The organism is Methanobrevibacter boviskoreani JH1 (assembly GCF_000320505.1).
Lineage (GTDB): Archaea > Methanobacteriota > Methanobacteria > Methanobacteriales > Methanobacteriaceae > Methanarmilla > Methanarmilla boviskoreani.
The window spans coordinates 103,607-129,541 of record NZ_BAGX02000023.1 but is presented as its reverse complement, the minus strand read 5'-3'; the positions used below and the strand labels follow the sequence as shown (position 1 = coordinate 129,541).

Sequence of the window (25,935 nt, the reverse complement as noted above, 5' to 3'; positions counted from 1 at the left end):
CAATCAGATTATTAGATAAAATAGCTAGGAGTTTAAGTATATGTTATATGAATTATCTGAAAAAGCTATAAAAGAAGTATCAAAATACTGTGATACCTATCAAATATTTATTTCACAATCTAAAGGCATTGAATTAAGTGCAGAAAAAACAGAATTAAACTTTGCAAAAGAGGAGATTAATTTAGGTCTTGGAATAAGTGTTATTAACGATAAAAAATTAGGACATGCTTATACAAGTAATATTGACGAAATAGCTCAAACTGCAAAACAAGCATATCTTAACTCAAAGATAAATGAGGAAGATGAGAACTTTCAATTTACCGAGCCTGGAAAATATAAAGATGTTAAAGGTACCTATGATAAAAAGATAGATGATTTGAGTCTTGATGATGCAACAGAATATATGAATGGTATCTTTAATGTTGTGGAAAATGAAAAATGTAATGTAAGTTCTGGAGAATTCTCAGCAGTTAAAAGTGAAGAATTGATTGTAAACTCTAATGGTCTTGACGTATATGAGAAATCTACAGGATTTGGAGGATATGTATCCGTTAATGTAGTTCAAGACGGTGAACTCTCCAATGCATATGAAGGAGAATCATCCTGCATGTATAAACTAAATGGTGGAAAAATTGCAGAGGACGCATGTAGAATTGCAAAGGATTCACTTGGAGGAAAACCTATCGAAACAAAAGACATGCCGGTTATTTTAAATTACCATGCAGGTGCAGGATTACTTAACAATTTCATAAATGGAATTAGTGGAGATAATGTACTCCGTGGAAGATCCATCCTAAAAGATAAGATAGGTGAGAATATCTTCAGTGATAATCTTTCAATATATGATGATAACACCTATGAAGGAGGAATGGCTTCAGGTAAAGCTGATGGAGAAGGTACACCTTCACAAAAAACGGTCATTGCAGATAAGGGAGTTCTTAAAAACTTCATATTTGATATATATAATGGAAACAAAGGCAATACAGAAAGTACTTCCAATGGATTTAGTGGATCATATGCAGGAATTCCTGGCGTTTCCTCATCAAACCTTATATTTGACTTCAATGATTTAATGGACATGTCCGAGATAGATAATGCCATTATTGTAAACGATGTACTTGGTGCACATACTGCAAATCCAATATCTGGAGATTTCTCTGTAGAGGCAAGTAATGCATTTCTCGTTGAAAATGGAGAGATTACCACCCCTGTTAAAAAAGCAATGTTAAGTGGAAACATTTACCAAGCTTTAAGTAATTGTGCTGGAGTAAAATCAGAAATTAAACAATTCGGAAGTTTTATAATTCCACAAATATTAATGTCCTCTTTAAGAGTTATTGGACAATAACTATAACTTTAATATTTACTTTTTTTACTAATTTTTAAGGTTAAAACTTATTTTAAGATTATATAAAAGTCAATTACTATTTTAATAAAATTAAACTGTTCTAATAATAATCAGATAAGTAAACCAAGTAATAATACAATTTATAAACATCATTTAAATAATCAGATTATTATTTTTGTTAATAAAAATTTAAGTTAAGTAAAATCAGAAAATAGTAAAAATTAGGAAAAATAACTTAAAATAAAAAAAAACTAAAACAAGAAAATACCCAAGATTAAGAAAATAATTACTTAAAAATAAAAAAAACTAAAACAAGAAAAATAAGAAAAATATAATCGATAATTAAAATTTAAAATTTTTTCTTAATTTATTAGCATCTCTAATTCTATTAAGTTCATATTGACTTTTAATTCTTTTTTCCATTTGATTTAACTCATCTTCCAAATAGTTATCAAAATATTTATCGAATTTTTTAAATTCCTTATCATATTTCATTTCAATCCTTTTAATATCAGCCATGCGCTTATTAGAAATTCTTTTATAAATATCATCAGCTTTCTTATCAAATTCTTCGGGAGTTAAATCTGACATTGTTTCACCTAATAAAACTGTTTATAGATTAACTATTTCTTTAATACAATATAAAATTTCTTAAAAATTGGTTTATATTAAATTGATTTATTGATTTACAACAGAAACTTAAAGATATAATTAAAGAATACCAAAGATTTAAAGAGAAGAATTGATTTAAAATAATAAAATGAATTGAATCTTATTAATCTTTTAAAAACAATTTAAATAAAGTTTAATTAATAATTTAAACCAGTTAAATTCATGATTGACTTATTAATTGCTTGTTTTCTTGGAATATTAATCGGGTCCATTACAGGGATCTTTCCGGGAATCCACGTAAACACATCAGGTGCAATAGTTTTTACCCTATCACCATACCTACTTCAATTTACAAGTCCCGAAGTGATCTGTGTATTTCTTGCATCACTTGCAATATCCCATGCAATTCTTGAATTTATACCATCCACATTGCTTGGAGTGCCTGATGAGGGAACTGCCCTATCCATACTTCCAGGCCATAGAATGGTTCTTGAAGGAAGGGCAAAAGAAGCAATAAGAATAGTTGCAATAGGAGGTTTTGGAGCAATAATTGTAACGATACTTACCCTACCTTTATTTGCAATAATCCTACCGAGTATTCATGAAGTTTCAAAACCGTATCTTTGGATTTTTCTTTTAATCGTTTCAATCATACTTATCTATAGATTATCCCATAATCTAAAAGAAATAATTTGGTCATTTATATTGTTTATTTTTAGTGGAATTATTGGATGGACCATATTTGAGACACCAATCCCCTCAAATTTAAGTTTAATGGCTACCTTTACAGGATTGTTTGGTATTAGTACCATCATTTTTAGTATTAATGACAATTCACATATCCCTCACCAAAACCCATTTGTTGAGATCGAATTAGACAGAAATAGCTTAAAAAACATCATATTAGGTGGTACTACAGGAGGAATCTTAGGATTCCTGCCAGGTTTTGGACCTGCTCAAGGAGGAATCATAGCCCAAGATCTAACAAACAGTTCTGATAAGGACAACACCACTGGTTTTTTAATGATAATTAGTGGAATCAATACCTCTGATTGTTTATTTTCCCTAATATCCATTTATTTAATTGGAAATCCTAGAAGCGGAATAGCTGTTTTTATATCATATATCATTAATGATTTTACAATATTCCACCTATTACTGTTTATTTTCTCATCACTAATTGCCGTTTCAATTGGATTATCCCTGGCACTTATAATCGGAGATAGGTTTTCGAAATTTATTGAAGGCATTAATTATGGTAAGATTTCTTATATCTCTATCGGATTAATGATATCCATTGTCTATATCTTTACTTTCGTATATCATGGTCCTGTATTATATATAAGTTTAATATTAATTACTTCAACTGCCCTTGGACTTTTACCCCACTTTCAGGGATTAAGCAAATCCCACCTAATGGGAGTATTGATTATACCTGCAATAGTTATATACTATCAGATGTTTCATTAAAAACAATTTAATTAAAAGTAGGAACCTATTATGATAAATATTGTAAATAATCTTGATATAAATGACGAAGCTTTAAAAATAAACGGTAGATTTAGTTAAATCATATCAATTAAACTAGAGAATATATATTCAGTCATAATGAAATAATGAAATTTAAATTTTTAAATATAAAGTTAGAATCAAATAGATTAAAAAATTGATAAAAAATAGAACAAGGGACAAAAACTGAAAAAATACTTAAAATAGAGTAAAAAATTAATATAAGAACCAAAATTAGATAAAAACTAAAATAAAAAAGAAACATGAAATTTATTAAAAGTAAAGAACATAAAAACTGAATTAAAAATTAAAAACTCAAATGAGTCAAAAAATTAAAAAGTAAATAGACTACCAGCTAACCAGTATATAACACTACACTTAAAAACCCAAAAGCATTTGGAATAAAGATTAAAGCCAATTGTATTAAGGCAATAACAATGACTAGACTTGCAATTAAACCATACTCCCATTTTCCAGGAGTATCATTTGTTTTATACAATTCAGATTCATCAGAATAGCAACGTGCCATCATACTAAAGTAAGCAGTTTCTCCCTTTTCATATGCCTTAATAAACATCATACCTATTGTATAACCTACTTGTTTTACCCTCCATTTATATGGAGTAATCTTACTATGAATATTAAAGTTTCTAGACTTTTGACTTATTCTAATAGATTCCAACTCATCAATAAATATGAATAAAAATCTTACCATAATTGATAGAATCATTGCAATATCCCTTGGCATTCCAAGTTTTCTAAGGGATTGGACAATCTCCTGCATTGGACTCGTAGAAGATAAAAGAACAATTGCAGTTAAACAAACAACCAACCTTACAGATAAAATAATAGCCCAGTTTAGACCAAAATCCGTTATATGGAGCCATGACCAAGGACCTTGCCAGATAATATTTCCTGTATGAACAAAAGGTTGAAATACAATAATAAAACCCGCAAAAGGCAGTAAAAGCAAAATTCTTTTAAAACATGTTTTATAGGATAAATTTGCTAAATAGATCATTACAAGGAGAAATATTTCTAGAATAACCGGACCAAGAAGCTGAGTAGAATAAACACAATAAAATATAATAATTAATGCAAAAATAAGTTTAGTTCTCCCTTCTAAATTATGTATAGGAGAATCTTGTCCTGAAATTACATCCAAATCTACAGCTTCCATTATATTCATTATTATACCACATTATATAATTATTAAATTTAAAATATAAAAATTTGTTTTTAAAATAAGAAGAGAAATCTTAGAGCATTAAGAACTCCAAGATCAATTCAACATATCTAGTTTTTCCTTACAACATAAGCTACTGCCCAACCTAAAATAAGGGTTATGAAAATACCAATAACTAATGCTGCGATTTCACCAATAGAACTATCACCTATTGTGTAATCAGGCATAGGAGCATTAACTAAAGAAGTTTCTACACCATCAGGAACACTAGCATCTTCTGCAGATTTTTCAAGACCATCAGGATCTCCAGATGCTATAAATGGAGATAGTACAGCAATTACTAAACAAACAACTATACCTACAATTAAAAGATATTGAGTTTTCTTTTCCATCTAATCAAGCCTCACTTGTTTCGCTTTCATCATCCCAAGATAATAAATCAGGTCTGTATCTTTCAAGTACATAAAGAACAATTACGGTTAAAATTGCTTCAATAAAACCAATAAATGCATGATATAATCCCATGGAAGCAAGTCCCAAATTAAGTGGGAAAGTACCAGCAATAGCCATTTCCACAGCACAGCATTCTGCTGCAATGAAAGTAGCTAACCATGCACCGATTCCAACAGCAACATATTTACCGACAAATTTCTTTAATCCTTTGAATGTGTATAAACCAACACATCCCCCAACAATAGCCATATTCAATACATTAGCACCTAATGTTGAAATACCTCCATCTCCAAAGAGTAATGCTTGAATAAGAAGTACAACAAAGAACACTAATACAGCAGCTTCAGGAGCCATGAATACAACAGCAATTAAAGTACCCCCAACCATATGTCCACTAGTACCAAATGGAATTGGCATGTTCATTGACATAATAGCAAAGATACCTGCAGCCAATACAGCAATTAAAGGAATACGTTTTTCATCTAAATTATTTTTAGCCCATTTTGTTGCAAAGTATAATGCAATTATTAATATTACATAATATATTGCACACTGCCATAATGGGATAAAACCATCAGGTATATGCATAAATCACACCACATTTTTTGTTTTTAAATATAAAATAAATATTAAATTCTGTAGATAATAAAAAATAACAAATAATTATTACTTATCATATATTAAAATTTTTATATACAAATACAAATTATCTTAAAAATAAAGTTACAGTAATACTTTTTATACATTTTTAGTATAAAAATTAATACTTTTTATTGCCTTAAAATCCTTTATTTGAAAAAAATACAAGCATGTTTGTATAAATTTTAATAAAATCAATCCTACATATAGTTTTTTATAAAATATACTATATAAACATTTAGAAAGTAATATTTTTAAAGAAAAAACAATAAAAAAAGTAATACATAAATTAAAAAAAACAAGGATTACTTTTTACCTAAACTTATTTTTCAAGTAATCTAAAGGTCCATCTTTCCTCATCCTTTTTTAACTTTAGGACATTTGCTTTTTCATATGCTTTTTGAGCCTCATCATTTCTATTTAACTTTGTATATAAATCACCTTTCTTTCTTAGAGGAATATACAATTCCTTATCCATTGATGATGCATAGTCATAAGTTTTAAGTGCCTTATCTGCTTGATTCATCTCTTCATAAATGGATCCCTTTTCTATAACTGCATAAACATATCTAGAATCCTTACCTAAAACCTTATCACATAGTTCTAAGGCCTTATCAAAATTGCCTCTTTTTTTATAAACATCTGCAATAAAAACATATATTTCTTTTGTAAAACTACCCATAACCATTAATATAACAGCTAAACATGCAACGCCCATAAAATAATCAGACATAACCATAATACAATATAATGCAGCAATTAACAAAAGAATAATCAATCCAGTATCATACCATTTCCATCCTTGATATCTGTCCATCTAATTACCTCTAAAATATAAACTAATATCAAATTTATTATTATAAAAGCATATTATTTAAATATAGTTTAAGTATTACCTATTTATTAAACAAATAAACAAGGAGTAATAATTTTAGATGTTTAAAAATTCAGCTTTAATAAAGATAGTACATTTTGAAACTAAATTTGACTAGAAAAAAGATATATCCCCGGATTAAAGAAAATATAAAAATAATAAATATAAAAAATAACAAAATATATTACATTAAAAAAAATAAGGAAAAGAAAGATGAAAACACTTAATAAAATAGGCAATTCCAAAAAAATTCCGACAAACTCCTCTATTGATGAAATTCTAAATGGTGGAATTGAAAAGGGAATTATTACCCAAATATTTGGTCCTCCAGGCTCTGGAAAAACCAACATTGCATTACAGTTATCTGTAGAAGTTGCAAAAACAGGTAGAAAAGTAATTTACATTGACACTGAAGGTGGAATATCTGTTGACAGAATTCAACAAATAGCTAAAGACAGATTTGATGAAATTGCAAACAATATCATTATCCTAGAGCCTACAGATTTTGACGAGCAATATGACGATCTCATAATAGTTGAAACCTGGCTTAAAAACAATAAGGAGGAAGAAGTCGACCTTGTTATACTGGATTCAGCTGTAGCATTATATAGATCAGATGATAGAAAATCATCAATACTAAATAAAAATCTAGGAATGCAGATGAAACAACTATCTGCAATAGCCCGTAAATATAATCTTGCAGTACTCGTTACAAATCAAATTTATTCATCATTTGGTGACGATAATACGGAACCTTCCGTAAAAGCAGTTGGTGGAACAACCTTACAATATTGGAGTAAAGTCATAATCCAACTTGAAAAAACAGGCATGATTGGCCAGAGAATTGCAACTGTTAAAAGACATAATTCCCTTGCGGAAGGCAAGATTATTAATTTTTTAATAACACAAGACGGCATTAGATGAATTAATTGTAAAAAACAGTACTTTGTTAAATAAAACAAGTTTTAGTAACATATAATCTAATTTCCTTAAATTACTTTTTTTTATTTTATTTATAATTAAAATATATATCAAGACTTATCTAAATTCCACCTTTACCTGTAAACCTACATAATTTAGAATATACCAAGACTTATTTAAATTCTATTTTTATCTGTAAAAGAATATTTCCCATAAGAATTCAAATACAATGATTAAATCTATTTTTATAGGATTAACTGGCTTTAAATAATTAAAAAAATATTAATAAAAAATTTAATAAATTAGGATAGGTTGTTTACCTTTTCCAGATATTTATAGTTTACATGCTTATGTGAATACCTTCTTAAAAACTTACTAAAGGTCATGGGATTTACCTGATCTATATCATATAAATAATGGTATCTTTTATGACATTCCTTACACAGGATAACTCCATTATTAACATCCAATCTTAAATCAGGGTGCTCAGAGTAGGGATGTAAATGATGAACCTCCAATGATTTAGACCTACCACAACATTGACATGAATAATTATCTCTTTTTAGTATAGTTTCTCTCCAGTTATGATAATTTCCAGATCTTCTCTTATCAGATTCAAGGGGGTTACCCCTAATCCTTCTTAGGATAATATCCATTTTTAAACAATGACCTGAATTATCATTATGATCTTTTTCGAATGATTCAAATTCCAATTTTAAATTATATAGGAATTTATAGAATTTAACTAAAGATTCTGATTTTGAAAATCGTCTAAAATCTTTTTTCGTGATTTTCCTATACAATGGCTCATTTGAGAATATGAATACTAGATTTAGATTCTTAACTAAAAAATTACCAAATTTAAACAAGGATTTTGATAATCTTTCAAATAAGAAATAGATATCATCTATTGTAAGATCCGTTCTATTTAACCGTATCATATATTGACCATCATGTAGTTCATATATGTTAATATATGAAGAACACATAATATCATTCCAGTTAATTAAGTCCATAGTTACACGACCTATATTACCTTAAAAAAATATCCTTTAAAAATGAAAGCCGTGTAAAATCCATATAATCCATTTTTATATATCTGCAGACAGAATTTAAGAACATGATGACAAATCCTTCTTAAAAACAATAATTCATTTATACTAATTTTTTCAATTCTAGTTTTGACAATTTAATTAACATTCTTACATATTAATCTATCTCATGTGCTTTTAAAAAGCTTTTCATTTAATCCTTAAAGTGAAAGATCATAAAAAGGTTTAAAATAGCACAATAATACATATTACTAGTTTAAACCATCAACAAACAAAAAAATATTTCTTAAATCAATATGATTTTATTAAATAATTGGATATGTTAACATTTAATACAGAACATGATTTTATTTTAAAAACAATTAATAATTTAATTATTATACTATCATTTAATAAAATTGACTTGTTTTTAATTAAAATAGCTGAAAATAAATTAAAACCATGAAAATATGACATATTATTAAAAAACAGCAAAAAATAGGTACATTTTCCAATTAAAAAAGGAAATTTTATAAATAAAGAGATATAAATTAGTAAGTTCTTTAGAAAATCACAGAAAATCCAAAAATGGAATTAAGCTTAAAATAGTCTAAATTAAAAAATAATCAGAATTAGAAGTGCATTTAATAAAAAAAATACTTTAAAATCATGAAAAAAATTCATATGAAATAAAAAAAAATAATCAAGGAGTTTAACCTCCTTGAACCATAATCAGTTTACCTGTTTTAGGATCCTTATATACTTTACCCTGCTCAACATATCCTTGACCAGATTTTTGAGAAGTTTCAGGTGTGCTGTTGAGTTCCTGACCCTGGGTTACCTGAGCTACCTGTTGCATCGCTTGCATAGTAGTTTGTTTTTGTTGCTGAGACATGTCCTGATTAAAAACCACATCCTGCATATTCCAGCTCATAACCAACATAATCATAAATCCTAAAGCAAGAACCAACATACAATCAACAAGGTTTGAAGTTCCAGCCATCGGATCTTCCTCTTGTCTCTTTGATCGTCTTCTACCTCTTCCATACCTAACCATAAAAAATTCCCCTTATAGTTTGTTTTTCATAAAACTAAGTACAGAATCGGTTAATGTATCCAAATTATTGAGATATTCCTCATACCAATCCCCACGTATTTTTGATATGAAATAAGCAAGTGCGCCTGCACCTACTCCTACAACAGTAGTATCAAAAGCTACAATAAGAGAATCAGCCAGGGTATTAATATCTCCAGTTTTGAGAGCAGCTAAACCACTACCTAAAGGAATTAAAGTACCCATTAATCCTAAGGTAGGACCTACACGAACAATGATATCTGTTCTTCTAAGTCTTTTATCAACTATCTCCTCACGTTGTTCAACTAACCTTGTAGCGATAACCTCTCTTGAATCAGGTGATAATTCCTCTTTATCAAGAATCTCATTTAAAATCTTCTTTTGAGATTTATTAATATCCGCTTTAAGTATATATCCTTTAGCCTCACTTACAGTAGTACTCTTATCAATGTTTTCAATTAGATTATCAATCTCTTCAACTGAAACAATTTTTCTTGAAGTATATTCTGCAATTAAAGAACCTAATGCAATAATAACATAAAACGCACATATTAATAAAATAACTAAAACCGGAATTAAAAGACTTTGGGATATAACATTCAAAAGGGAAGTTAAAAAACTACCTCCAGGAATACTTACTGCCATCTAATTTTTCTCCTTTTAATCATTTTTTAAATTAAATATAGTTTTAATAATTAAATATCATCATTACTTCTACGAGTTAAATAAACTCCTAAAACCAATAATACTACAACTCCAACAAGTACCTCCATTAATGCATTAACAGAAGATATTTGGACTCCAGCCATTGATTTAGTCATTACCGCCATAACATTTGGAATTACAAGTGGTGACAATAAGAAATATAAACCAATGAAAAACATGAAATTTCCAAGAATAATTGGATATGGAGTTTTTGATACTTTAATAATAACATCTGCAACAAAATAAGTTAGAGTAATAACTATTACAAGAGCAAGAGCAACCATCCAACTTAGATTCATCATACTCATTCCAACCATAGGGGTAACTATAAGTATACTTGCAATAATTGCACCGAAACAACATGGACATGGAGCTATAATCGCAATAGCAGCAGGTCTTGATGTATCCTTACCCTGGGTTTTATATTTCCTTATAGTAAGAACACCTGCACCAATCATAATACAAGCCATGATTAAATAGAACCATGTGTTGAAACCATAAATCCATGAAGTGATTTGTTCTGAAAATGGCTGACATATATAGCTTATTACCATAATCCCTGCAAAGTATAAAATATCGATTAAAGCTAACCATTTTTTAGGCATATGAGCTAAACCAGAAGCTAGACCTACTTTAACTCCAAAAACTAGAACAGCAGCTAAAATACCAAATTGCAACAATATTGCCATTCCATCCATTTTATCACATTTTTAAATTTTTAAAAAATAAAAATAATTTATTAATAAAGAAATCCTGTTAGAAACAAAAATAAAACAGAACATTATAAAAAAAGACATAAAAACAAAGTCATTTTTAGAAAAATAAATTATATTTACATAACTAATATTTTTTACTTATAATTTAAAAATCTTTCGATATAAATAAAATATAATAAAGGGTTAAATTTTATTTAAATAAAAAAATAAGGAAAAAACAGAACCAATATAGTTTATAAAAAACATATAATATTGATTTTAAAAAAACAAACATTTTATTAAAACATATGACGAAAATAGTGAATTTTATCCAAAATAATATATTAAGAAAAATTTATAAAAAATAAAGTATGTTTTATAAAAAACTTTAAAATCAAATTTTTGGTTCTAATTTTTTAACTAAAAATGCCATAAACAATATAATCATAGGGAAAAGCAGACAATAGATTAGATATAAAACATTAGATGGAAAAACATCACCTAAAACCGTAGATGCCCCTATTAACATTATCAATAAAACGACTGGAGCCAAAATCAATAAGAAAGAATAAATCATGATAAAGCCATTTAGTTTTTGTGCATAATCTTTAAACTTAATTCTCATATCAAATGAGATATCCTCAGCAATTACGTATAAGGAATTTGATAAGTTAGCGCCAACCTTATTTGCAGAGATTATTTGAAAAACCACCCTTCTAAATCCTTTAGAATTTATTCTATCACCCATATCAATTAGAGCATCATCAAAAGATTTACCATATTTAACCTCCTGTATTAAACGATTAAATTCTCCAGATAAAATAGTATAATCCGAATTGACAATGCTTATTAAAGTGTCATTTAAACCTTTACCTGATCTTAATTCTGTGGCCATATGTCTTAGGACAAATGGCAGTTCCTTTGAGATTTGTAAATACTTATTTTTCTTTTGAATGTCCTCAAAATGCTTAATAAAATAAATAACAATATAAACAATAAGAATACTTAAAAGTCCCGTTTCAAATGAAAAGAAGTAGCTTATAATCAGAAACAGCAGTATAGATAAAAACAATAATGGTTTAACAAAATAACTATCTAATCTTATTTTTTTAATGGATATTCTATTGGTTAAAGTATTAAAAAGAAGATCATCTCTAATCTCATCCCCATCTAACTCATCATAGGAATATCTGTTTTTAAAGCTTAAATTTAAGTAATCCCTAAGATTTTTAAATACATTATCCCCCTGTCTTTTTCCAACACCATTATTCTCATCCTTAATATTATCTTTATTTATCTCTTTAAACTTAATACCTGTAACTGCTGATTTAAACCCTAACATAAATTTATACAATGATTCGATAATTATTAGAAATAAATCAGCAATTAAAATCCAGAAACCATCTAACATAAAACCACTTATAAAGTTGAAAACCAATACAAACCATCAAATAGAAGATAAATCCCTTAAAACCCTATCAGAGTTAATATAATACATTTTAACCATTTTGGTTAAGACTTTATTAGATCTCAAATTATTTTTAGCCATTAGATCAAAAACCAATTTTCTTCTTTTTATCTCATCTTCAAGATTTTTATAACTAAGACCTGAGAAATCCTCCAATTTTTCAAGTGTTTTTGAGGATAAAGATATATTTTTAAAGGAATCATCAAGTGGATTCCAGATAAACAGTTTATTCAGTTGAATGGTACCTTCCTCCATTCCCACAACCTCGTTTAACTCCGTTAATCTCCTATAATTAACACCATCTGGCAAATAGATTCTTTTTTCAATTAAAATAAAATCGATAGCAGAAATCATAATCTTCGGAACATTCATTGGAGGATTTATAAGTCGTGTAATAGTTTCCCTTCCACTATTTGCATGCAAAGTCCCAAAACCTGAATGACCAGTGTTTAAAGCTGTAAAAAGAGTAATAGCTTCGGAACCTCTAACCTCTCCCACAATGATTCTATCTGGTCTCTGTCTTAAAGCATTCTTAACAAGGCTATCCATATTGATCTCCCCCTTACCCTCAATATTTGCTAATCTTGTCTCCATCCTAACAATATGATCATGTGGAATTTGAAGTTCCAAAGTATCCTCAATAGTAACAATTCTTTCCTTGGGATTTATTAAAGCTGCAAGGGCATTTAATAATGTGGTTTTTCCAGAGCTTGTACCTCCAGAGATTATTATATTCGATGACCTTACACCTAAGCCGTCAATACATAACCATAAAAAAGCAGCGATTTCTGAATTCAATGTGTTATTTTTAATTAAATCTATAATAGTAAATGGATCCTTTCGAAATTTACGGATGGTTAAAGTTGGACCATCAGCAGATATTGGAGGTAATGTACCATTAACTCTTGAACCGTCTTTAAGTTTACCGTCAAAAATAGGAGATTCACTGTCAAACCGTCGATAATTGGCTCTTGCAATAGAATCAATTAAACGTATAATCTCCTCATCATCATTAAATGAAATATCTGTCTTTACCATACCATAGTTTCTATGATACACATATACCGGCTTATTAGATCCTATGACCATTATCTCCTCAAGATTGTCATCATTAACCAAAGGATTAATGATACCGTAACCATTAATATATTCATAGAATCTTCTAGACAAATCATTGATATATTCTTGTGAGGTAGATCCATCTAAACTTAGTTTTAACATGTCCTTTATATCATCAAACCTTGCAATTTCCTTAGTTTCTTTATTATTAATAGCCAAATCAACTAATTGATTTCGAATATTATTAAGAAGTGTTTTCTCTTTTAAGGTAAATCCCTGATTTTTTACCGAATAAATTGATGAAGATTTTCCATCCAAATAATTATCTTCTGATAAATCATATTTTATAATATCCTCATCTGGAAAAGTAGTTTTAACGGAATCGTCCTCTAAAGAACCATCATCAAAACTACTTTCAAAAGGACCATCATCAGAAAAATTACCATTAAAAGAATTAACAGAACTACTTTCAAAGGAATCATCATCCAAAAAACTATCCCCGGAATCATCATGGAAAGGGCTTTCAAAAGATTCTCCATTATATTCTAAAGAAAAATCATCATCTGTAAGATATAAATCTGATTCTTTATCCTTAGACCCTTTAAAAGGTTTATGATTAAAATCCTGAGGTTTATCTAAATCATCATATGATTTTTTATTAAAATCATTGGATGAGCCATCTTTCAGATGATTAAAGTTTTTATAGAAAATTCTCCAAGAGAAATTGGAATTATTATCCTCACTCATAAATAAAAGATTTAATGAAAATAAATATAAGTTTTAATTATTTAATTATAAAAAAAGATATAATATTTAAATTATTCAAGAAATTAAAACCAATACAAGGAATAATAAAATTTAAAACCATTAAAAAAATAGTAGAGATTAATTTAACTTTAAATCTAATTGATATTTTTCACAATTAAAATATGGATTCCTCTTGAATAATTTAATAATTTTAAAACTTTTTAGAATATCTTTATATCCAATAATGATTGCAAAGGGTCATTTAAAGATTTATTAAAAATAATGTTTTTAATTAAATATGATTATTTAACCAATAATAATTAAAAAAAATAGCTAAAAAATCAAAGACAATAAAAATAGAACATGAAAAACATGAAAAAGTAATCCAAGAATAAAAAAAAGTACCCAATAATTTAAAAGATAATAGAATAATAATTTAGAGGAATAAAATTAAGAAAAGTTTATATTATTTCATAAACCATTCTTATAGCATCGAGCAAACCATGAGAATATTCAATACATCCGAATGCGGTTCTGAAATCTTCCTTTTTTAAATAATATTTTGAATCATTCTTATAGTCTACCGCCCTATTGTAAACCTCTTTTTCTAAATCGCTTAACTCAATACCTTCAACCTGTTTTAGATTCCTTTCAAGTTTACAGATATCAGTTTCAATCTTTTCTTTAGTTTCTAAATCATTCATAATTATAACCAACTATAAAAATATTGTTTAATGCCTTTTAACATTCAGTCATGTTTCTTCTTTCTTCTAATGATCTTTCTTTTTTCACTATTCTTAGAGGAAGAATAGTCTTCCTTATTAAATTCCTCAGCAATATCATCAAGATTAAATGACTCGTCAGAAAGTTCCTCATCATTAATGATTACAGGATCATCATCCACACCTTCATAGTCTAGATTCAAACTCTCCTTATTTTTAGATTTAATCTCCTCTTCACTGTATAAAGGTTCGTAATTAACCTTTGATTTGATATCCCTTTCAAGAGGTTCATCATCACTTTCCTTTAAATCGCTTCGAACATCATCTGATTTTGATTTTTCCCTTTTAAACAGTGATTTTATACCCTTGTTTGAACCGTCATTTGATTTAGACTCTTTTTCTTTAGCCATCTTATCCATTTTATCAAGTTTTTCTAAATCAATATCTGAGGAATTCTTAGAGGATTTTTTATCACCTTTTGATAAGGTTACAGGACGTTTACTAAATCTATGTTTCTCTTCCTCAGTAACTTTCCAAACATGATATACCCTTTGTCCAACTGTAATATAGGATAAAACCACAAGTGCAACCAATATATAGAAGAAATATAAACCATTATAATAATAAGCAACAATTCCACCAACCATTATTATAATAAGCCTTACTGCACGTTCTGCAATTCCAACATCACATTGGATTCCTTTTGACTCAGCTCTTGCTTTAACATAACTTACTGTAATAGCTGAATGAACTAATAAAATACCAACCAACCAGCCACAGTATTGTCCTGCAACAATACCTATGACTATAATTCCATCTGAAAATCTATCCATAGTTGAATCTAGAAATGCACCAAAATCTGTAGTTCTGTTATGGTATCTTGCAACAGCCCCATCAAGAACATCGAAAAAACCACTACATAATATAACAACAGCTGCCCATAATGGATAATGTTTATAGAAAAGTATTGCTGCTGCTATAGCGAATAATGGAGAAATAGCTGTTAGAATATTTGGATTAACATCTAGATGTTTCGCTATAGGATTTAATATCTTTGTTAAAAAAGGCCTTAAACTACCAAGCATAGATTTAATTATATATTTTTATAAATATAAAGTTTAGTTCTAATATAAAGGTCACAGGTAATATAATGAAAAAGTTTAAATTAAACCCTCAAAATCCAGATATGAATTTAATATATAAAGCCATAGATATCCTTAAGGATGATGGAGTTGTTTTATATCCAACAGACACCATTTACGGATTAGGTGCAAATATATTCTCAGATGAGGCAGTTAGAAGGATATATGATATTAAAGAAAGACCACATGAAAAGCCTTTATCAGTTTTAGTTCACGATTTTGAGGCAATACCTTTAATTGCAGATGTCTCCAATAAGGAGAAAATATTAAGAAAATATTTACCTGGCCCTTATACATTCATATTATATAAAAGGGACATAATACCTCCAGTTGTAACCTCATATACCAGCAAGGTTGGAGTCCGTATTCCCAATAATAAGATTGCAAGGTTACTTAGTTTAGATTTTCCGATTACCACAACAAGTGCCAACATATCCGATATGGAAGTTCAATCTAATCCAGATGATATTATGAAACAATTAAAAAAGGAAGTTGATTTAATTATTGATGTTGGAGATTTAAAATGTAGCAATCCTTCAACAATTATCGATTTAACTAAGGATAAACCTAAACTTGTAAGGAAGGGAAAAACCAAATAGGATAAAAAAAATATTCATAAGATTTTTCAATAATTAAAACTGGACAAATATAATATATAAAAAAAGGTGAGAATATGTTAAGTACATATATATCTCATAACATATATAATCCGATTTTTTCATGATGTTAATTAAAATAGAAGCTAGCTAAATATAAACTTGTTAAAAAATAAATACACTACTTTTGCAATAATTATATTCAATATATTTAGTTTAACACTAGGATGATAATCATGGTTTAAATAATCATGTTCAATCCAAAAGTTACGGTCGGTTTCTATAGATCCCTTATTTGCCATTGCTCTCCACAATGTATATTGTAGAACTTGACTTCTTTTAGGGTTATGGATTTTACCAGAGGATACATCATTATAGAAATCAATAGCTGTTCTATTAAGGGTTTCAATCATCTTATCATCTAGTTCTTTCCTACCATGAAAGGTAAGTGAAACTTTAAAAACCTTGTTTACACCGAAATTGTCTAATTCCATTTCCAAAAAATTGGCGACATCCTTACTTCCAGAACCTTGAGTTGAAACTAAGACCAATGCTTTCTTATCAAATAGTCTTGGTCTATGATAATAGTATGCGAAATGATCTAGAAAATTTTTAATAAGTCCCGTAGGTCCATTTACATATACTGGAGAGGATAGAATAATACAATCTGCACTTTCCATCTTTTCTGCAATCCCCCGAATAATATCATAATGAGGACACTTATCCTCACCATTTAAAATACAATTAGTACATCCGTTACAAAAAGGAATGTTTAATTTTTTAAGGTGGATTTCATCAAAGTCAACATGACCTAATGATGACATTTGAGATTCAACCTGTTTAACCATTGACCACGTATTCTTCTGCCTGGGACTACCATTTATTACAAGACATTTCATAAAAATCACAATTAAAACTATTTTTAAGGACCTGTATTTAAATATTAATTTTATAGTATAAATATTAAATAAAATAGAAAACAGTCAATTAGACGACTATCCGATGGATTACAATTTAAAAATATAATTATTAAGTTCTTTTTTAAGAAGATGCATTAATTAATAAAAAAACAATGAAAATTGATTGAATAAGGAAATTAGAAAGTTAAAAAATAGCTTAAAAGTCAGCAAATATATTGAAAAAATAGTTGGTTTAAGATATAAAAAATTAAAAATAAAAGGAATAATGGATTTAATCATCCATATCTTCAAATCTAGGTTCTAATTTTTCCATTACACCTGGAAGTGAAGTATATTCCATATCTTCAGATGGTAATCTGTGTGGTTCGAAAGGACCGTGTCTTCTGATGTAACTTGCAGCTCTAGAAGCTAATTGTCTAGTTTCATCATATGCAGGGTCATCAAAGATATCAACTGGTCCAATTAATTTTGCATCAGCAACTTGGAAACCTAAACCGATTACTCTAGGTGGTCCATCAAATCTTACAGGATTTGCATATTCTTCAGAAACAGGCATTAAAGGACCATTGTGGGAACCTCTCATCCATCCACTTACCATGTGTGGGAATGCAAATGCTTCGTTACATTCACCTGCTGCTGGGAATCCGGATTGAGCACGTACAATAGCTGCAGGATCATCTTTACCAACATATTCTCCAGCCATTAAATTTAATCTTTCAGTACTTACAGATGCTGCAATTTCTCCGTTTTTCTTCCATACCCTTTTAATTACATATCTTCCAGTGGAACCAATTAATGCAAGTAAATCATATAATTCCTCTGGACAGTTTAAAATAACCTTTTTGTTATCCATTACATCATAAACTTCAAATTTAAATCCATCATGTAATTTAGGATCAATAACAAGTCCAGCTGTGTTAAATGGATCTGCAAACATTTTATAAAGAGGTAAGTTAAATGCACCAGGTTCGGTTTTATCACAGCAGTAAATTATTACAGGATCACTTGGTCTTTCCTTGAATTCCATTTCAGCAATACCTGGACCCATACCTTTAATATTACCTGAGAAGGTATCACTTAATAAATCTTGACCTGCACCATATAATTTATTCTCACGTGCAATTTTAGTTGCTTCCATAAATGCGTTGTATGCAACCCTGTGGACTTCTTCATTAAGTTCACCATTTCTATGACTCATTATAAGATCAATATCGTCTCCACAACGGGAGATATAATAATCATCTAAAATAGATTCTTCTAAAGCATTATTTAATACTTCATCACATTTTTCCATTAAAGCAGGATGAGAGACACAATGTCCTGAGACACTACCAATATCAGCTTTAATAACACTTATAGTAGTTTTCATTTTTTAAAGCACCTCATTAATAATAATATTAACTTAGATATAAAATTAACAAGAATAATTGTCTCCAAGTCAATAAAAAAGTCAATAGTATAATTAAGATATTCCTTAATTATGTTTTTATTAAACACTATTATTTTTAAATAATATCTTATATATTTATTATGTTTTTTTAAAAAAATTAGGTCGAAATTAAAGAAAAAATAAAAAATGAACATTAAATATAAGATATAATAAAAACAATTGCCAAAATTAAGTAAATCAATTAATTTTCAAAATAAACATAAATGAATTTCAAAAAAACTATAAAAAAATTAAAAATAGAGATTAAGTAGAAAAGAATCTCAATGTCTAAAATTGAATTTTTTATATAAATGCTTATTTTACAGCCAATAAAACCTTACCCTCTTTACTGAAGCTTTTTTAAAGATATTAAACTAAACAGTAAAAGTTTAATCCGTCTTAAAACATCTTTTTAAAGATGATTAAACTAGATGATGAAAATTCCATTTCTTAAACTTTTAAAAATTAAACTTATTAAAAAATAAAAGTTTTAACATCCTTAAACTTTAAGATATAAATTAACAGAAACTTTACTTCTTAAACCTTTAAAGATTAAATTTTATTAACAAATAAAACATTTTATTGAATTAATCTTTATTATTTACAACAAGCTTAGTTCTTTCACAGAGTTTTTCAACGAAAGGTGTAGCAGGATTATTCAGAATATCCTCGGGTTTTCCATATTGATTGATTCTACCTTCATCCATTACAATAACATGGTCACCAAGATATAAAGCCTCACCAATGTCGTGAGTTACAAAAATAATTGTAATACCTGTTTCCCTATGGATTCTTTTAATTTCCTCTTGTAGTTGTCTTCTTGTAATCTCATCAACGGCACCGAAAGGTTCATCCATAAGAAGAATTTTAGGAGAGGCTGCAAGGGCTCTTGCAATTCCCACCCTCTGTTTCTGACCACCAGATAACTCGTGAGGAAAACGGTTAAGAATTGATTCGTCAAGACCTACAATTTTCAACCACTGTGAAATCCTCTTATTTTTTTCAATTTCATTGGCTTCATCTTCCGCCTTCTCATCTTTAGAACGTTTAAACTCCACTTTCTTACCTTTCCTATATTTACGGTCCCTTTTTTTATCCTCTTCAATTAAATCTGGGACATAGGAAATATTTTCACCAACGGTTAAATGGGGAAACAACATAGTTCCTTGAATAGAATATCCGATACTACATCTCAATTTAATTAAATCCATATCCTCAATATTTTTAGAATCGATTAATATTTCACCACTATCTGGAGTTATAAGACGATTAATCATCTTTAACATAGTTGTTTTACCACAGCCGGAACTTCCAATAACAGTTAGAAAATCTCCCCTTTCAACATTAAGATTTAAGTCTGGAATGATTACATTATCCCCATATGATTTTTTAATATGATGAAATTCAATAATATTATCTTCACTCATATTATCACCTATATTAATCCTTTTTTAACTAAGAAGTTATGAGCAACTTCTTTAGGATCTTTCTTCTCAACATCAACCTCATAGTTCATCTCCATCATTTCTTTTGTGGAGATTTTACCCTGAAGCTTATTTAATACAGGAAGTAAATCTGGATGCTCCCTTAGGGTTTCTTCCCTTACAACTGAACAACAATAGTATGATGGGAAGAATCCTTTATCATCCTCAAGTATCGTAAGATTTGAATCATATATCCTACCGTCAGTGGTATACACATCAATACAATCTACTTTTCCCTGTTTAACTGCATCATATTTAAGACTTACATCCAGATCCATAGTATCTTTAAAATTAAGACCATAATCTTTGGTTAAATTATCATAACCGTCTGCCCTACTAAAGAAATCGGATTCCGCACCAAAAGTTAATTGGTTTGATACCCTTGCTAGATCTGAGGTGGTTTTAAGGTTATATTGTTCCGCAATAGATTTAGGCACCGCCAATCTATAGGTATTCTCAAATCCATAGGTTTCCAACCATCGATCATTATAATTTTTCTCATAAGCATCCACTAATTGGGATTTATTCTCCTCACGGTACTTACCTGGCAGATTCAATACTTCCATCCATCCCACACCATCATATTCTGGATGTAAATCAAAGTCCCCCTTGTTCATACCGTCCTGTATCATCGGAGCTCCTCCAGAGATACCGTTTGTTAAATGTACTTTATAATTAGTATCGTGTTCGATTAGCTCCTCCAACATATATCCCATAATATATTGTTCAGTGAATGCTTTTGTAGAAACATTAATAGTTGCATGGGTAGTCTCATCATATACATAATATCCTGCAATTGCAATGATAATAATTAAAATTGCAGCTATAACTTTTTTATTCTTAAAGAATCTGGTAACTTTCTTTCTTGATGGACCTACAGCTGTAAGTCTTTCAACACCTGCAAGAATACCATCAATAGCTAAAGCTACTATGGTAATCAATATACTTCCTGCAAGTACAAGATTAATGTTGTTAGTTGTGATTCCACGATAGATAGCTACTCCAAGACCTCCAGCTCCAACGAATGATGCAATTCCTGCAAGAGCAATAGTCATAACTGTCATATTACGGATTGCTGACATGATATGAGGTAAAGCCAAAGGTAGCTTAATCTTAAATAAAATCTGTCTATCTGTACTACCCATTCCCTCTGCAGCCTCAATGATACCGGGATCAATTGTCTTAATTCCAGTGTAGGTGTTTCTTACCATAGGAAGCAGACCATAGATAGTAAGTGCAATAATAGCATTTGTATCACCTACACCTACAACAGGTATAAGAAAACCGAAGAGTGCAATAGACGGAATGGTATAAATAATATTTACAAGTGTTAAAATCCATTTGTTTCTAGGATATTCACTTACGGTAATTCCAAGCCCAAGTCCAATAATAATTGCTAAAAAAACTGCAATAATTGAAATCTCAAGATGTTCAATAGTTAAGCTTAGAAATAAATCAGACTGAGATATGAAAATATTTATTAATTCACTTATCATTTTTACCCCTCTAATTTCTTTGACAAATTCTTAAAGATATAATTCTCTTTTAAAATTTAATCAAAAGATTATTAAGGCAAATCATATCAATAATGACAATAAAGTTAAATAGATCTAGAATTAACTTTCTTAAAATATACTTTAGATTTCTATAATTAAAAAAATAAAGAAAATCAAAATCAATATGATTAAAAAAAACCTATGTGTACAAAGACAAAATTATGTTTAAACAAAATTTGACAATGAAAATTAAGTTAATGTACACAATAACCTTTTTATGTTTAAACACAAACGAAAAAACTTTCAATTTGAACTTTATTTAACTTATAGTATAAATTTATAATATTTTATTATGATTAACTTATAATAAACCTTTCTATTTAGAAAAATCCATTAAATAAAGCTAAATTGAAATAAAAAATAGATATCCGCTTAAAAAAATTATTAAAAAAATAATAGTTAACAGATTTATCTGATATTAAATCTATTAAAAAATATTAAAAAAATAAAAGAATTTACTAAGTAGAAATAAAAAACAAAAGATAATCTATGTTTTTTATAAGTTAAATTAGATATTTTAAAGTATAAATAAATAAAATAAGATTTTTAAATGTTTAATTAAAAAAACAAGCCATATACTAAGACAATCTAAAAATAAAGAAAAGATAATAAGAATTTTGATAGTTTGTTTATTTTTTTAATTAAATATAGTATTTATTTCTAAAAAATGGAAAAAGTTTGTACAAAATATTAAAAGCATACAAAGAATTCTATTAAAATATTAAACATAATCTTTTTAATAGGAATCAGTGAATATAAACAGATCATGAGAAATTAAAGATAGTTCTTTTAATAAGAAAAATCTTACTAAAATGTTTAAGTTTTTTTAATAAGAACTAATGATTATAAAAAAACCATAGAAAATTAAAAATCCCATTTTAACATGAAGACATTATTAAAACATTAAACATGATTTTTGAAAACCGGTAAAGAATAAGATTTTTCAAACCAGACAATAAATAGCTAGTTTTATATTTAAAACAAGAAAATTGAATTTTGAAAATCCCCTTTTATGAAAAAAATGAAAAATTGAAGAATACACTATTCCTTAGAGATAATCTTTCTTGTTCTTTCACAGAGCCTTTCAACAAATGGGGTAGCAGGATGATAAAATATCTCAGACGGTTTATCATACTGAATAATCTCCCCTCCATCCATTACAAGAACATGGTCACCAAGATATAAAGCCTCACCAATATCATGAGTTACAAAAATAATTGTAATACCTGTTTTTTCATGAATTATTTTAATTTCCTTTTGAAGTTGAGCTCTGGTAATCTCATCTACAGCACCAAAAGGCTCGTCCATTAAAAGAATTCTTGGTGATGCGGCAAGTGCCCTTACAATACCTACCCTCTGTTTTTGACCACCGGACAACTCATTTGGAAAACGTTCCAATAAATCAGAATCCAAACCAACAATATCCAACCATTTATTAATCTTTGAATCTTTATTGTCAGATGTTGCCCTTTCCTCATCCCTCTGTTCTTGGTTCTTTCTAATCTTAATTTTTCTAGAGCTATTTTCCCTATATCTTCTTTTGATTTCCTTTTTTTCATCTTCTGCAATTAAATCAGGGACATAGGAAATATTCTCTTTAACAGTTAAATGTGGAAAAAGCATTGTTCCCTGAATAGAATATCCGATTTTTCTCCTTAAGTTTACAACATCAAAATCAGCAATATTTTTACCATCAATAAATATATCGCCACTATCAGGAGTAATTAAACGATTAATCATCTTTAACATAGTTGTTTTACCACAACCAGAACTTCCAATAACAGTTAGAAAGTCACCTTTTTCAATACTTAAATTAAGATTAGGAATAACCAGATTATCCCCATAGGATTTCTTTATATTCCTAAATTCAATGAAATTATTAGATGTGTTTTCATCCATCCTATCACCTTATTAAATTAATCCTTTTTTAACTAAGAAATCATGAGCAACATCTTTAGGATCTTTTTTCTCAACATCAACCTCATAATTCATTTGTCTCATTTCCTCCGTAGAGATTTTACCATTTAATTTATTTAATACAGGAAGTAAATCCGGATGTTTTTCAATAGTCTCCTCACTTACAAGAGAGCAACAATAGTAAGACGGGAAAAAGTGTTTATCATCCTGAAGGATCGTTAAATTAGAATCATATAATCTTCCATCAGTTGTGTAAACCTCTACCACATCAATTTTTCCTTGTGAAACAGCATCATATTTAAGGCTTACATCCAAATCCATGGTATTCTTAAAGTTAAGACCATATGTTTTAGTTAGATTATCATAACCATCAGCTCTTGAGAAATAATCTGATTCCGCACCAAATGTTAATTGATTAGATACTGCAGACAGATCAGAGATGGTTTTTAGATTATATTTCTTTGCTATTGAATTTGGAACAGCAATTGCATAAGTATTCTGGAATCCATAAGTATCCAACCATCGTTCATTATACTTTTCCTTAAATTCCTTTTTAAGAGTAGGAAACATTGATTCAGAATATATATTATTTTCATGCAAAACGGACATCCAGCCTACACCAGTATACTCGGGATAAATGTCGAATTCACCCTTCTCCATACCTCCCTGAATCGTGGAAGTACCTCCGGAAATACCGTTAGTCAACTGAACCTTATAGTCGGTATCATGTTCAATTAACTCTTCTAACATATATCCTAAAATGTATTGTTCTGTATATGATTTTGATGCAACATGAATGGTTTCATGACCATAATTATCATAAACCTCATATGCGCCTAATGCAACTATAGCGATAATAACCACAGCAATGAATTTCTTGTTTTTAAGGAAACTAAAGAATTTCTTCCTTGATTGACCTACCTTTGTAATTTTTTCAACAAGTAAAAGTATATAATCAAATGCCAAAGCCACTATAGTAATCAATATACTTCCAGCAAGTACAAGATCAATGTTATTAGTTGTGATTCCACGATAGATAGCTACTCCAAGACCTCCAGCTCCAATAAAAGATGCAATACCTGCAAGAGCAATAGTCATAACAGACATATTTCTAATTGCTGACATAATATGAGGTAAAGCCAAAGGTAGCTTAATCTTAAATAAGATCTGCCTATCTGTACTACCCATTCCCTCTGCAGCTTCAATGATACCGGGATCAATCGTCTTAATTCCAGTGTAGGTGTTTCTTACCATAGGAAGCAAACCATAAACTGTTAGCGCAATAATAGCATTCGTATCCCCCACACCTACAACAGGTATAAGAAAACCGAAGAGCGCAATAGAAGGAATGGTATAAATAATATTTACAAGTGTTAAAATCCATTTGTTTCTAGGATATTCACTTACAGTAATTCCAAGCCCAAGTCCAATAATAATTGATAGAATAATAGCAATTAAAGATATCTCCAAATGTTCAATAGTAAGATTTATGAACAAATCACTTTGACTTGTAAATAATGAAATTAATTCACCAATCACCATACCACCGCCATTTTAACAATTAGAGCAATAAAGTAAAATCAATGAATAAGATTGCAATAAATAGGCAATATATAAAAAAGTTCAATTGAAAAAGTATAAAAAACAGTAATTTAATCATTTTAAAAAATTATTAAATTAAAAAGGTTTTATTGCCCCAATATAAACATATAATATATAGTTGTTTAAGTATTATAAATATTATGTTTATACAATTAAAAACACAAGTATAGATTAATTGTAGAAAAAGAGCATAATAAATAATAAAAATAAGAAAAATTAAACCAGATATCTAAAAAAGTAAATAA

Annotated in this window: 22 protein-coding genes and 1 pseudogene; 4 read left to right on the top strand and 19 right to left on the bottom strand. The window is 28.6% G+C overall.

The features are described from left to right. Nucleotides 1-40: 40 nt before the first annotated feature. The gene (locus tag ON24_RS06830; protein WP_040682395.1) at nt 41-1,348 is read left to right on the top strand and encodes a TldD/PmbA family protein; all 1,308 of its coding nucleotides are present in this window, start codon (nt 41-43) and stop codon (nt 1,346-1,348) included. 342 nt (nt 1,349-1,690) lie between these two features. Here ON24_RS06830 and ON24_RS06825 read toward each other — a convergent pair whose 3' ends face one another. Next, nucleotides 1,691-1,939: a hypothetical protein gene (locus ON24_RS06825; protein WP_040682394.1), complete on the bottom strand. Its 249-nt coding sequence runs from the start codon at nt 1,937-1,939 to the stop codon at nt 1,691-1,693. Nucleotides 1,940-2,182: 243 nt separating this feature from the next. On the opposite strand from ON24_RS06825, the gene ON24_RS06820 reads away from it, so the two are divergent. After that, a complete protein-coding gene (locus ON24_RS06820; protein WP_040682393.1) occupies nt 2,183-3,430 on the top strand; it encodes a tripartite tricarboxylate transporter permease in 1,248 nt (415 codons plus the stop codon). Nucleotides 3,431-3,824: 394 nt separating this feature from the next. Here the strand turns inward: ON24_RS06820 and cbiQ are convergent, their stop codons facing one another. The 4 genes from cbiQ to ON24_RS06800 all read right to left on the bottom strand — a co-directional run bounded on the left by cbiQ (nt 3,825) and on the right by ON24_RS06800 (nt 6,564). Further along, on the bottom strand, nt 3,825-4,661 hold the full coding sequence (gene cbiQ, locus ON24_RS06815) for a cobalt ECF transporter T component CbiQ (RefSeq protein WP_040682392.1): 837 nt from the start codon (nt 4,659-4,661) through the stop codon (nt 3,825-3,827). A gap of 104 nt (nt 4,662-4,765) precedes the next feature. Then, nucleotides 4,766-5,047, bottom strand: coding sequence for a PDGLE domain-containing protein (locus ON24_RS06810; RefSeq protein ID WP_040682391.1), 282 nt, complete (start codon nt 5,045-5,047; stop codon nt 4,766-4,768). 4 nt (nt 5,048-5,051) lie between these two features. Further along, complete coding sequence (cbiM, locus tag ON24_RS06805; RefSeq protein ID WP_040682390.1) at nt 5,052-5,696, bottom strand: cobalt transporter CbiM; 645 nt, start codon at nt 5,694-5,696, stop codon at nt 5,052-5,054. A gap of 373 nt (nt 5,697-6,069) precedes the next feature. Then, on the bottom strand, nt 6,070-6,564 hold the full coding sequence (locus tag ON24_RS06800) for a tetratricopeptide repeat protein (RefSeq protein ID WP_040682389.1): 495 nt from the start codon (nt 6,562-6,564) through the stop codon (nt 6,070-6,072). A 270-nt stretch (nt 6,565-6,834) separates the two neighbouring features. Here ON24_RS06800 and radB point away from each other — a divergent pair, with 270 nt between their 5' ends. Continuing rightward, nucleotides 6,835-7,545 (top strand): DNA repair and recombination protein RadB, encoded by a 711-nt coding sequence (gene radB, locus ON24_RS06795; protein WP_040682388.1) that lies wholly within the window; start codon nt 6,835-6,837, stop codon nt 7,543-7,545. Nucleotides 7,546-7,844: 299 nt separating this feature from the next. Here radB and ON24_RS08985 read toward each other — a convergent pair whose 3' ends face one another. From ON24_RS08985 to pgsA, 8 genes and pseudogenes are all read right to left on the bottom strand, one after another. Then, nucleotides 7,845-8,558, bottom strand: a complete 714-nt coding sequence (locus tag ON24_RS08985) for an HNH endonuclease (RefSeq protein WP_050553584.1) — start codon at nt 8,556-8,558, stop codon at nt 7,845-7,847. A gap of 727 nt (nt 8,559-9,285) precedes the next feature. After that, nucleotides 9,286-9,630 (bottom strand): DUF2149 domain-containing protein, encoded by a 345-nt coding sequence (locus ON24_RS06785; RefSeq protein ID WP_040682387.1) that lies wholly within the window; start codon nt 9,628-9,630, stop codon nt 9,286-9,288. Between the two features lie 12 nt (nt 9,631-9,642). After that, entirely contained in the window at nt 9,643-10,293 is a 651-nt protein-coding gene (locus ON24_RS06780; RefSeq protein ID WP_040682386.1) for a MotA/TolQ/ExbB proton channel family protein, read from the bottom strand. A 50-nt stretch (nt 10,294-10,343) separates the two neighbouring features. Continuing rightward, entirely contained in the window at nt 10,344-11,051 is a 708-nt protein-coding gene (locus ON24_RS06775) for a DUF2162 domain-containing protein (RefSeq protein WP_040682385.1), read from the bottom strand. A gap of 391 nt (nt 11,052-11,442) precedes the next feature. Then, complete coding sequence (locus ON24_RS09280) at nt 11,443-12,459, bottom strand: type II secretion system F family protein (RefSeq protein WP_050553583.1); 1,017 nt, start codon at nt 12,457-12,459, stop codon at nt 11,443-11,445. 36 nt (nt 12,460-12,495) lie between these two features. Beyond that, on the bottom strand, nt 12,496-13,926 hold the full coding sequence (locus tag ON24_RS06765; RefSeq protein ID WP_394295811.1) for a CpaF family protein: 1,431 nt from the start codon (nt 13,924-13,926) through the stop codon (nt 12,496-12,498). 857 nt (nt 13,927-14,783) lie between these two features. Beyond that, complete coding sequence (locus tag ON24_RS06760; RefSeq protein WP_016357888.1) at nt 14,784-15,026, bottom strand: DUF357 domain-containing protein; 243 nt, start codon at nt 15,024-15,026, stop codon at nt 14,784-14,786. A 548-nt stretch (nt 15,027-15,574) separates the two neighbouring features. Continuing rightward, a pseudogene (gene pgsA / locus ON24_RS09565) lies at nt 15,575-16,129 on the bottom strand (archaetidylinositol phosphate synthase); the annotation flags it as partial. A 65-nt stretch (nt 16,130-16,194) separates the two neighbouring features. On the opposite strand from pgsA, the gene ON24_RS06750 reads away from it, so the two are divergent. Continuing rightward, nucleotides 16,195-16,785, top strand: a complete 591-nt coding sequence (locus tag ON24_RS06750; protein ID WP_016357886.1) for an L-threonylcarbamoyladenylate synthase — start codon at nt 16,195-16,197, stop codon at nt 16,783-16,785. A gap of 143 nt (nt 16,786-16,928) precedes the next feature. On the opposite strand, the gene ON24_RS06745 is transcribed toward ON24_RS06750, so the two are convergent. The 6 genes from ON24_RS06745 to ON24_RS06720 all read right to left on the bottom strand — a co-directional run bounded on the left by ON24_RS06745 (nt 16,929) and on the right by ON24_RS06720 (nt 25,627). Continuing rightward, the gene (locus tag ON24_RS06745) at nt 16,929-17,681 is read right to left on the bottom strand and encodes a flavodoxin family protein (protein WP_076621408.1); all 753 of its coding nucleotides are present in this window, start codon (nt 17,679-17,681) and stop codon (nt 16,929-16,931) included. A 292-nt stretch (nt 17,682-17,973) separates the two neighbouring features. Then, complete coding sequence (gene fbp, locus ON24_RS06740) at nt 17,974-19,071, bottom strand: fructose-1,6-bisphosphate aldolase/phosphatase (RefSeq protein WP_016357884.1); 1,098 nt, start codon at nt 19,069-19,071, stop codon at nt 17,974-17,976. 647 nt (nt 19,072-19,718) lie between these two features. Beyond that, nucleotides 19,719-20,558 carry an ATP-binding cassette domain-containing protein gene (locus ON24_RS06735; RefSeq protein WP_040682383.1) on the bottom strand — a complete coding sequence of 280 codons (840 nt, stop codon included), beginning with the start codon at nt 20,556-20,558 and terminating at the stop codon, nt 19,719-19,721. A gap of 8 nt (nt 20,559-20,566) precedes the next feature. Continuing rightward, on the bottom strand, nt 20,567-22,111 hold the full coding sequence (locus ON24_RS06730) for an ABC transporter permease/substrate-binding protein (RefSeq protein ID WP_040682382.1): 1,545 nt from the start codon (nt 22,109-22,111) through the stop codon (nt 20,567-20,569). A 1,101-nt stretch (nt 22,112-23,212) separates the two neighbouring features. Then, nucleotides 23,213-24,070, bottom strand: coding sequence for an ATP-binding cassette domain-containing protein (locus ON24_RS06725; RefSeq protein WP_040682381.1), 858 nt, complete (start codon nt 24,068-24,070; stop codon nt 23,213-23,215). Between the two features lie 12 nt (nt 24,071-24,082). Next, the gene (locus ON24_RS06720) at nt 24,083-25,627 is read right to left on the bottom strand and encodes an ABC transporter permease/substrate-binding protein (protein WP_081585250.1); all 1,545 of its coding nucleotides are present in this window, start codon (nt 25,625-25,627) and stop codon (nt 24,083-24,085) included. Nucleotides 25,628-25,935 lie beyond the last annotated feature (308 nt).

Bases quoted from the DNA above. Each gene is read 5' to 3' on its own strand.
- ON24_RS06750 (WP_016357886.1), top strand. From the start codon at position 16,195: ATGAAAAAGTTTAAATTAAACCCTCAAAATCCAGATATGAATTTAATA.
- ON24_RS06775 (WP_040682385.1), bottom strand. From the start codon at position 11,051: ATGGATGGAATGGCAATATTGTTGCAATTTGGTATTTTAGCTGCTGTT.
- ON24_RS09280 (WP_050553583.1), bottom strand. From the start codon at position 12,459: ATGTTAGATGGTTTCTGGATTTTAATTGCTGATTTATTTCTAATAATT.
- ON24_RS06825 (WP_040682394.1), bottom strand. From the start codon at position 1,939: ATGTCAGATTTAACTCCCGAAGAATTTGATAAGAAAGCTGATGATATT.
- fbp (WP_016357884.1), bottom strand. From the start codon at position 19,071: ATGAAAACTACTATAAGTGTTATTAAAGCTGATATTGGTAGTGTCTCA.
- ON24_RS06730 (WP_040682382.1), bottom strand. From the start codon at position 22,111: ATGATAAGTGAATTAATAAATATTTTCATATCTCAGTCTGATTTATTT.
- ON24_RS06735 (WP_040682383.1), bottom strand. From the start codon at position 20,558: ATGAGTGAAGATAATATTATTGAATTTCATCATATTAAAAAATCATAT.
- radB (WP_040682388.1), top strand. From the start codon at position 6,835: ATGAAAACACTTAATAAAATAGGCAATTCCAAAAAAATTCCGACAAAC.
- ON24_RS06745 (WP_076621408.1), bottom strand. From the start codon at position 17,681: ATGAAATGTCTTGTAATAAATGGTAGTCCCAGGCAGAAGAATACGTGG.
- ON24_RS08985 (WP_050553584.1), bottom strand. From the start codon at position 8,558: ATGGACTTAATTAACTGGAATGATATTATGTGTTCTTCATATATTAAC.
- ON24_RS06800 (WP_040682389.1), bottom strand. From the start codon at position 6,564: ATGGACAGATATCAAGGATGGAAATGGTATGATACTGGATTGATTATT.
- ON24_RS06785 (WP_040682387.1), bottom strand. From the start codon at position 9,630: ATGGTTAGGTATGGAAGAGGTAGAAGACGATCAAAGAGACAAGAGGAA.
- ON24_RS06820 (WP_040682393.1), top strand. From the start codon at position 2,183: ATGATTGACTTATTAATTGCTTGTTTTCTTGGAATATTAATCGGGTCC.
- cbiM (WP_040682390.1), bottom strand. From the start codon at position 5,696: ATGCATATACCTGATGGTTTTATCCCATTATGGCAGTGTGCAATATAT.
- ON24_RS06810 (WP_040682391.1), bottom strand. From the start codon at position 5,047: ATGGAAAAGAAAACTCAATATCTTTTAATTGTAGGTATAGTTGTTTGT.
- ON24_RS06725 (WP_040682381.1), bottom strand. From the start codon at position 24,070: ATGGATGAAAACACATCTAATAATTTCATTGAATTTAGGAATATAAAG.
- ON24_RS06760 (WP_016357888.1), bottom strand. From the start codon at position 15,026: ATGAATGATTTAGAAACTAAAGAAAAGATTGAAACTGATATCTGTAAA.
- ON24_RS06830 (WP_040682395.1), top strand. From the start codon at position 41: ATGTTATATGAATTATCTGAAAAAGCTATAAAAGAAGTATCAAAATAC.
- ON24_RS06780 (WP_040682386.1), bottom strand. From the start codon at position 10,293: ATGGCAGTAAGTATTCCTGGAGGTAGTTTTTTAACTTCCCTTTTGAAT.